The organism is Mycobacterium kyorinense (assembly GCF_002101735.1).
GTDB classification, from domain to species: Bacteria; Actinomycetota; Actinomycetes; order Mycobacteriales; family Mycobacteriaceae; genus Mycobacterium; species Mycobacterium kyorinense.
Genome location: NZ_LQPE01000119.1, coordinates 1 through 6440, shown reverse-complemented (window position 1 = coordinate 6440; position 6440 = coordinate 1). Strand labels below are relative to the sequence as shown.

The window sequence follows — 6440 nt, the reverse complement described above, 5'->3', positions numbered from 1 at the left end:
GAGCGGGGGTGGGCACCGTGGGTCCGGTGGCCGCCGGTGGGTGTAGCAACTGGTGCGGGTAGGCGGGGGCCGGGGTTGACCAGTCCCGAGTTACCTCGGGCGGCGGCGCGGTCGGCGGGTGACCGCGTAGCGCCGCGCCGGCGGCCGCGGCTAGCGCGCCGGCACTCTGGTAGCGCTCGTCCGGATTCTTGGCCAGTGCGTGCACGATCACGTCATCAATGGCTGGCGGCAGGTTGGGGGCAATCGCGGTCGCCCGGGGGATCGGCTGCATGACGTGAGCCATCAACATCGCTGACATGTTGGAGAATTCTGCGTAGGGTGTGCGTCCGGTCAGCAGTCGAAACAGCGAGCAGCCCAACGCATATACATCGGCGCGGTGATCCACCTCGGCGCCTTGGACTGCCTCAGGCGCGGCGTAGGCAGCGGTGAAAAGCAGTGAGCCCGTGGCGGTAAGATTCGTTGCATCATCGAGGGCACGCGCGATCCCGAAGTCGGCCAACTTGACCCGCTCCTGATCTCCAGCGGGCCCCGATAGCAGAAAGTTGCCCGGCTTGATGTCACGGTGCAGCAGGTGGCGAGAATGCGCGTAATCCAATGCCTTTGCGACCTCGGTGGTGATGTGGACCGCGCGTGCCGAGGTCATCTGCGCGGCTGTTATTTCGCTGTTGGCGGCTGCGCCGTCGACGAATTCCATGGCGATCCACAGCTGCCCCTCTTCGGTTTCGCCGCGGTCGTAGATAGTGACGATGTTGGGGTGATTCAGCGTGGCGGCCAGGTCGGCTTCACGGGTGAACCGTGCCCGAAACTCAGCGTCGACAGATAGCTCTGCGGATAGAATTTTCAGCGCGTCACTGCGCGGCAATGTCCGGTGCCGCGCCAAATACACCACACCCATGCCGCCAGAGCCCAGCACGCGCTCGATGCGGTAGCCCGCGACGATGGTTCCAGCAGATAACGGCATCCCAGGCTCACTTTCCGGTCAGCATCAGGTACTGGGCGGCTATCAGCTGGTGTGCGGCGGCCTCATGCTCATCTTGGACGCCGAAGGCGTAGCGGTCGGCGACGGCCACGCAGTAGAAGGCTTGAAACTGTTTGGGGTCTTTGGGCGTCCTGAAACACTTGGCGTCGGGCATCCCTTTAACACCACCAGATTTCAGCATCTTGCTGTCCACAGCGCTGGAGGCTAGCTCGGCGGCGATACGTGCCGCCGCATCAGCGTCTGGCAGTTGGTAGACGTTTATTAACACGGTGTATGAGGACTGCTGCAGCCCCGCAGACTTGAACAACGCTTGCGTGCGTGTCGGATTCATTGTTTGCATGTGCACCGCCCCGCGGGCGTTGTAGACGCCATCGTTGATGGTTTCGTTCGTTTTTGATGGCGGCATGGTGCGGGCGACCAGGCCGCTGGGATCAAGCGGCAATGTCGCGAGCTGATCAAGCGGGGTGGGTTTGAACTGGTCAATCAGCGGCTGCTGTAAATCCAATATCGTCGCGATCATTTGGGCCGCGATGTCTGGGCTTTGCACCGACGCTGCCCACTGGCACAGCACATACGGGCCGTGAGCGATGATGGCGATCACCGCATGCCGCACCTCGACCTGCTCGCTGAGGTAGTCCTCTTTGTAGTTCCACTCATAAGTTCTGGCGCCAACATCTGGGTGGCGGGGGATTGCGAAGGGCTGGCTGGGGACCGGGGGCAGGTTACGGCCTTCGATGAGGTGGGCGCTTTTGTCGTTCATGTCGGCGGCGGCCGCGGCGGCGTCTTCGGGGGTGGCGAAGCGCAACACCGCATTGGTCAGCCCCTTGTACGGGATGGCTTTTACGGTGTAGCGGGCGGTGGTGAACCCGGTTATGAAGTGGTGGCCGTCGACGCCCTGGCCGATGGGTTCGTGAATTACCGAATCGACGGTAGAAGAATCCTTGACCACGCCGGTATCGAACTGAACGAATTCGGTGAGGTCTGGGTCGGCTTCCCACGGGCCCACCACATTGTCGGCCATGCGCCGAGCCTCAGCCCATGCGCCCGTTGTGTCATCACCAGCGTTGCCCAGCGGGTTGCGCGGTTTGGTTGGATAGTTGCCGGGATCCAGCAGCGCGACATCAACGACGCCCGGCCGGCCCGGCGCCTTGACCGCCGTACCAGAAACCGTTGCCGTGCATCCCGTTACAACCGATACCACGGCCACAGCGGCAACCCACCCCCGCACCACGCTGATCATTTCGCTGTAAGCATCAGGTATTGGGAGGCGACGACCTGGTGGACATCGCGCTCCTGGGCGGCGGTCGCCCGGATCGCGTAGCGTTCAGCGGCGGCCACGCAGAGATAGCGCAGACTGGCGTCCTGGTCCTGCTTCTGGCCGCGGTCAAAGCAGCGCGCACCAGGAAGACCACGGATACCGGCTACGGGCTTATAACCGAATCCGGGAACATCCATGCGAACCAGCGACTCGACCGCGCGATCGGCACCCGTGGGGTCGATGGCCTCATAAACGCTGGTCCGATAAACCGCCACGCGCTGCACCCCGGACGAGGTGAACATCTGCTGCGATGCGACCGGGTTGGGACGGAAGTGCAGCGCCGCGTGAGGCTCCAACACCGTGCCCTCGTGCACATTGGTCGACACGGTGCGTGCCAGCAGCCCGGTCGGATCCGCCGGCAGGTTGGCGAACTGATCGGACGGCGTTGCCTGGAAACGGTCGATCAGCGGGACCTGCAGATCCAGCAGCCTGGTGATCATCGCAATCAGCGCGTCGGCGGATTCTTTAGTGCCTAAGTCCTGGAACAGCACGTAGGGGCCGCGCGCGGTGAACAGGTCGGCTTCGAAGACGCCAGGGTTGTTGAGTTTGTTGGCCAACGTGTCTGGGTGGTTGGGGATCGGAAGCGGGCTCGACATCGTGTCGGGGTGTGGCATCGAGGCGTCTTTGGCGGCCATCTCGGTCGCGGTCGCAGCGGCATCCTCGGGACTGGCGAAGCGCAATACCGCGTTGCAGATCGTCTTGGCGTTCTCGCCACTTCCCGGCGGCTGCCCGGGCGGCGGCGGCGACTCTCGCATAGTGGTGAAGCCCACGACAAAGGTGTGCGATGCCGCCACAGCCTTTAAATCCGGACCCATCAAATTCGTGAGAGAGTCAACGCTGGTCAACACCCGAGTGTTACGCATCACCGGCACAACCAGGCTGGAGTCAACCTCCCACGGGCCGACCACGTTGTTGGCCATCCGGTAAGCCTCGACAAGGCGGCCCGCGTTCTCGTCGGCGACCTTACCCAGCGGCTTGCCTGGACGTCGCGGATAGTTCCCGGGATCCAGCAGCGCCACATCCACCCCGGGCGACTCCGGCCCGGGCGCCCTGACCGCGACGCCGGTCACCACGCTTGTGCAGCCCGCGAGCAGCGCAACCACCATCGCGGCGGCCGCCAACAGCAGCCCAGCCTTCGGCCGCTGTTGCCGACCGGTCGGCGCGGCGCGCATCGGGCCCGCACCAACCATCGACGCAGCGTAACTTGAGGCCATCGCCTGCACCCTCGGCTTCAACTGACCACCCGATCTGGCAGACCCGGTGGCGGCGCCTCGCGAGGCGGGCGGCCTGGTTTACCCAGCCACCGGCGCAGATTCATGCGGTCCACCCCGACGTCACGCGCGATCGCGCGCTCTGAGCGCCCGTCGGCGAACGCCATCACTGCAACCTGGCGCGCTCGAGCACGAGCACGTTTCTCGGCTCGCCGGACTGTCGCCAGCTCAGCGCCCGCCGCGGCCGGATCGGTGTGACCAAGCAGGTAGTCAGCGGCTGCCGTGACCGCTGCACGCTGCAAATCAGGGCTCTCGGGATACAGCTGAGTCGCCTCTTGCGCGGCGCGCTCAAGTCGGGCCCGTTGCACAGAGTCCAATCCCTCGAGGTCCGGGAGCACGCTATTGCCGGTGCGTGCTGGCGGCGCCGCGGTCGTGGCGGCGCCGCGTGTGGTTATGGCCGTGCTTCCTGCGCGCAAACGTGTCTACCTGCCTGAACAACACCTGGGAAGTGGTAGTCCATACTACCGGCGCTGCGATCTTCGGCAACTGCGACCCCATCAGCCAGAATGGGCCGCTGCAAGTCGCCGGCTGCAATGCGGGTGCCGCCGTTCACGAGCTCGCCGCCGAGAACGCATCAACTTCTTGCGTTTTGTGTCGCCGCCGCGACCGAGAGCCGGCCAGGTTTAGGGTTTCGCCATGAGCAGCCCTGGACCGCCCCCGGGCCCGATCCGTCGGCGCTGTGTCGGGCCGCGCACGGTGTCTGCCATGGCGTTGGTCGTGCTCGGAGTCTGCGCCGCCGCGATTGTGGTGTTCCCGGCGCGGCCGGTGAGCCTGCGGTCTCTGCCGAACTGGGAACTGGCCAAGCTCTTGCCGGGGGTGCACGATTTTCCGCCGTCCTGGAACTACTCGCTGCGCGGCGCGGTGCAGCGAGTAGACCCCGACAGGCCCGACGCGGCACCGCCGAACCGCCCGGCGACCTACAGGCCGAGCGATTGCGCGAACATCCCGGCGATCGCGACACTGTTCAACGGGTACGGCTATTCCGCCATGGTCCATGTCGATAAACAATCCGACCAGATCGCCCGCGCAGTACTGCAGTCCAGCGATGAACCGGACCCCAATGCGCGGTTCGTCATCTATCCGGTGGCCGATGGTGCGGCGATGATCACGAAATACGTTGAGTGGCTTCACGGTTGCGGCACCTATCACGTCACCGCCACCGATCCCGATGGCGGCGCGCCGGTGCCGCGAGTTGTGGTCACGACTATCGGTGCACGCTCGGCCGGCGGCGCCGACGCCGCACTCGAGGTCACCAGATCGGCGACAGTCACTGTGCCTGGTCCCCTGCGCACGATGGTCTACCACGTCAGCTATTACTGGGTGCGTGGGGTGCTGTTGGAGTGCGCCACCAACCTGACCGGCGCCGACACTGACTTGGTGAATCGTGTTGCCGCGCAAACATTGCAGAGAATCAGAACACGATGAACAGCCGACCGCTGCGTCAGCGTTCGGCGCATCTCATCGCCGCCGCAATGTGCGTACTGGCCATCGCCGCGGTGGCGATCACCATTCCCGCGGTCCTGGCCGCGCGCAGGCACCTGTCGCCGCTGCCCGTTGCCCCGGGATTGGCCGCACTCAGTGATGAACAGCTCGCCGCCTTATTGCCCAATCAAAGCGATTTCCCCGCCGGCTGGAAACGCAACGACAGCTTCAACTCGCGAAACACGTTCGGGTACGCCACCTATCACAACATTGGTTCGATCGACGGCTACGAGCCGGTCGGATGCTATGAAGTGGCGTACGGGATCATGACCGGCTCGTTTCCCGCGGCCACCGTCAACGAACACGATCCGGCCGACCGCTCCTCCCTGCCCGACCACACCAACATCGGCATCGAGATCGGCCGCCAATTTGCCCCAAGCGTCTTCGATGACATGCGACAACTGGTGGCGCGCTGCGCGCATTTCCGCGACCACTTCCCAGGCTTTACCTACACGGTGCGCATCCTCGAGGACTCCCGCCCCGCCGGCGGGCCACAGAGGTTCCGCTACAACGTCACTATCACCGACGAGACAGCTGCGGCAGTGACCGACGGCAAACGCGCCCCGCCCCATGTGATTAGCACCGACTACTTCTCTTACGCCCAGATATCAGGACTCATCCTTTCGGGCTCCGACGACACCGGCGACGAGCACAGATTCGATGCGCTGTTCGACGCCACCCAGCGCCGAACACAGGCCGCAGAGCAGTCCCGCTGACACTCCAAGAAAGAAGAATCGGGCCATATGACGGCAGATCAACTCCACGCAACGATTGTCGCGGCGGTGTTTGCGCTCTTCCCCGTCGTCATCACCACGGTGCTCGTCACCGTGTCGCGGCGGGCGGTCGACGGCCGGCTGCTGCGAAACCCGACGACCGGGATCCGGACGCGCGCCACGGTCAGCAGTGACCGGGCGTGGGTTGTCGCCCACCGCACCGCGCTGCGCTTGGCACCACTACTGGTTGCCGTCACCGTCATCGCCTGGATCGTGCTGTTTGCGACCGCGTGGAACGCCCCGACGATCATCGCCGTGATGCTCGCCGGAGTGGCGACGTCGGCGGCCGTGCTGGCTGTTCTTGCCTACGTCGCATACGTGGCAAATAAGGCGGCGAAGACCGTCGGCGACGGTTCCGACGGTCGGCTGCGGTAGGGGTACTGACGGTATGAGCTATGACTTCGCGGTCATTCCGGTAGACAGTTTCGAGACCGTTGAGCAGGCATTGAGGATCTGCGACGCGATGTATGACGAGCCTCAGGGCAGACCGTCGCCTCAGGTGGTGCAGCTCATCGATGAGCTTGAGCGCCACGACAACACCGGTCACTCCTGTACCTCTTCTCTTGCAGGCGCGAAGAGTGCGTCTGTGGTAGGGATGGGACGGGAGCCGGGGTGAC

General features: G+C 64.6%; 7 protein-coding genes. 4 read left to right on the top strand and 3 right to left on the bottom strand.

What is annotated here, in order from left to right; all coding sequences use genetic code 11:
• From AWC14_RS14480 to AWC14_RS14470, 3 genes are all read right to left on the bottom strand, one after another.
• Positions 1 to 961: serine/threonine-protein kinase (locus tag AWC14_RS14480; RefSeq protein WP_142281702.1), on the bottom strand; the 961-nt coding region annotated here is incomplete at its 3' end.
• A 7-nt stretch (positions 962 to 968) separates the two neighbouring features.
• Complete coding sequence (locus tag AWC14_RS14475; RefSeq protein ID WP_084024968.1) at positions 969 to 2219, bottom strand: DUF7373 family lipoprotein; 1251 nt, start codon at positions 2217 to 2219, stop codon at positions 969 to 971.
• Positions 2216 to 3487, bottom strand: coding sequence for a DUF7373 family lipoprotein (locus AWC14_RS14470; RefSeq protein WP_236723790.1), 1272 nt, complete (start codon positions 3485 to 3487; stop codon positions 2216 to 2218). Before AWC14_RS14470 ends, AWC14_RS14475 begins: the two co-directional genes overlap by 4 nt.
• 786 nt (positions 3488 to 4273) lie before the next feature.
• On the opposite strand from AWC14_RS14470, the gene AWC14_RS14465 reads away from it, so the two are divergent.
• From AWC14_RS14465 to AWC14_RS14450, 4 genes are read left to right on the top strand one after another with little or no spacing between them, the layout of a single operon-like run.
• Positions 4274 to 4993, top strand: a complete 720-nt coding sequence (locus tag AWC14_RS14465; protein WP_084031318.1) for a hypothetical protein — start codon at positions 4274 to 4276, stop codon at positions 4991 to 4993.
• Positions 4990 to 5766 carry a hypothetical protein gene (locus AWC14_RS14460; protein WP_084024966.1) on the top strand — a complete coding sequence of 259 codons (777 nt, stop codon included), beginning with the start codon at positions 4990 to 4992 and terminating at the stop codon, positions 5764 to 5766. Before AWC14_RS14465 ends, AWC14_RS14460 begins: the two co-directional genes overlap by 4 nt.
• Before the next feature lie 27 nt (positions 5767 to 5793).
• Positions 5794 to 6198, top strand: coding sequence for an SdpI family protein (locus AWC14_RS14455; protein WP_084031317.1), 405 nt, complete (start codon positions 5794 to 5796; stop codon positions 6196 to 6198).
• Between the two features lie 13 nt (positions 6199 to 6211).
• A complete protein-coding gene (locus AWC14_RS14450; protein ID WP_085241320.1) occupies positions 6212 to 6439 on the top strand; it encodes a hypothetical protein in 228 nt (75 codons plus the stop codon).
• The last annotated feature ends 1 nt before the right edge of the window (position 6440 follow it).

Bases quoted from the DNA above. Each gene is read 5' to 3' on its own strand.
- AWC14_RS14475 (WP_084024968.1), bottom strand. From the start codon at position 2,219: ATGATCAGCGTGGTGCGGGGGTGGGTTGCCGCTGTGGCCGTGGTATCG.
- AWC14_RS14470 (WP_236723790.1), bottom strand. From the start codon at position 3,487: ATGGTTGGTGCGGGCCCGATGCGCGCCGCGCCGACCGGTCGGCAACAG.
- AWC14_RS14465 (WP_084031318.1), top strand. From the start codon at position 4,274: ATGGCGTTGGTCGTGCTCGGAGTCTGCGCCGCCGCGATTGTGGTGTTC.
- AWC14_RS14460 (WP_084024966.1), top strand. From the start codon at position 4,990: ATGAACAGCCGACCGCTGCGTCAGCGTTCGGCGCATCTCATCGCCGCC.
- AWC14_RS14455 (WP_084031317.1), top strand. From the start codon at position 5,794: ATGACGGCAGATCAACTCCACGCAACGATTGTCGCGGCGGTGTTTGCG.
- AWC14_RS14450 (WP_085241320.1), top strand. From the start codon at position 6,212: ATGAGCTATGACTTCGCGGTCATTCCGGTAGACAGTTTCGAGACCGTT.